The organism is Spirillospora sp. NPDC049652, assembly GCF_040675125.1.
In the GTDB taxonomy this organism is placed as follows: domain Bacteria; phylum Actinomycetota; class Actinomycetes; order Streptosporangiales; family Streptosporangiaceae; genus Spirillospora.
On the sequence record NZ_JBFAOF010001443.1, the window covers coordinates 1 to 1,327 of the forward strand.

The following is a 1,327-nucleotide window of genomic DNA, read 5'->3' on the forward strand; positions in this document are numbered from 1 at the left end:
GCCGCCTCCGAATCCCCCGGCCCCGCCTCCTCCTCCGCCACCACCACCGCCCCCGCCGCCGGTGATACCTCCGCCACCGCCGCCTCCCGCGCCCCCGGCTCCGCCGCCCGGGACGCCGCCGAAGCCTCCGGCCGCACCGCCCGCGGCACTGCCACCCGCGCCGCGGCCGCGTCCGGCCCAGCCGCCGGTCCAGCCGGCTCCGGCAGCAGTCGCACCGGCTCCGCCGCCGGCCGCCCCGGCACGCCCGGCCGCGCCCGCCAAGCCCGCGCCGAAGGCGCCGGTCCGGGTGCACTTCCACAAGCCGGTCCACCCGGTGGCGGCCACCCGGCCGAAACGGCACCCCGGGCTGTTCACGCCGCTGATCTTCGTGATCTTCGCGGTCGTGATCAGCGCGGGTGTCGCCGCCCTGTTCGCGGTCTGACACCGGGCTCCCACGCCGCGTCCGCCGCACCCGCGCACCAGCGGGTGCGGCGGACGCGGTTCAGTGCGTCAGCGGGTCAGCAGGTGACGGTGCAGGCGCAGCCAGGGTGCGCCCGCGCAGCGAGCCGCGAGCTCGTCCGGCGGCAGCCACGCCGCCTCGGCGCACTCGCTGTCCTGCGCCGGACGCGTCGCGGGGCCCGGGCCGTCCACGCGGGCGGTGTAAAACGCCATGAACGTCCGCGCCGGATAGCCGTAGCCGTCCGGCGCGGCGGCCTCCAGCGTGATCGCCTGCCCGCCGAACAGCTCCAGGCGGTCCGCCGGGATGACCAGCCCGGTCTCCTCGGCCAGTTCGCGGACAGCCGCCTCCACCGGTTCCTCACCCGGCTCCACGTGCCCGCCGGGAACCTCCCAGCCGCGGCCCGCCCGGTCCACCCGCGTCAGCAGCGTCCGGTCGGCCGCGTCCAGGACCAGCGCGAACGCCGTCGTCACCACCCTGCCGTCGGCGGGCAAGTCCTCCGTCAGCATCAGATCCATCCGGTGCGCGACCGGGATCCACGGGACCGTCACCGTTTCCACCACCATGCCCGCCATGATCGCCCATCACGGCTCCCGGCTCGGCGGACGGGCATCAAGCGGCCGGGCCGGTGACCGGGGTCGTCGGACCCGGTCACCGGCCCGGAACAACCGGTCGCCGGACGAAGCTCAGAGGCGGCCCTCGAACAGGGCGCGGACGCCCGGCTCGGACCGCAGCAGGTCCAGGGCCATCTCCGCGTGCCCCGGCACGTACCCGTTGCCGATCAGCATCGTCACGTCCGCCGCCAGACCCTCCGCGCCCAGCGCCGCCGCCGGGAACGACGTCGCCATCGAGAAGAACACGACCGTCCCGCCCGCGGCGGTCCCCAGCACC

The 1,327-nt window shown here is 76.8% G+C and carries 2 protein-coding genes and 1 pseudogene; 1 reads left to right on the top strand and 2 read right to left on the bottom strand.

The window, feature by feature from the left end; genetic code table 11:
* Positions 1–286 precede the first annotated feature (286 nt).
* A complete protein-coding gene (locus AB0J52_RS40935) occupies positions 287–421 on the top strand; it encodes a hypothetical protein (RefSeq protein WP_500188633.1) in 135 nt (44 codons plus the stop codon).
* Between the two features lie 68 nt (positions 422–489).
* On the opposite strand, the gene AB0J52_RS40940 is transcribed toward AB0J52_RS40935, so the two are convergent.
* Together AB0J52_RS40940 and AB0J52_RS40945 are read right to left on the bottom strand one after the other, a co-directional pair.
* Positions 490–1,002, bottom strand: a complete 513-nt coding sequence (locus tag AB0J52_RS40940; protein ID WP_500188634.1) for an NUDIX hydrolase — start codon at positions 1,000–1,002, stop codon at positions 490–492.
* A gap of 120 nt (positions 1,003–1,122) precedes the next feature.
* Positions 1,123–1,327: pseudogene (locus AB0J52_RS40945) on the bottom strand (L-erythro-3,5-diaminohexanoate dehydrogenase); the annotation flags it as partial.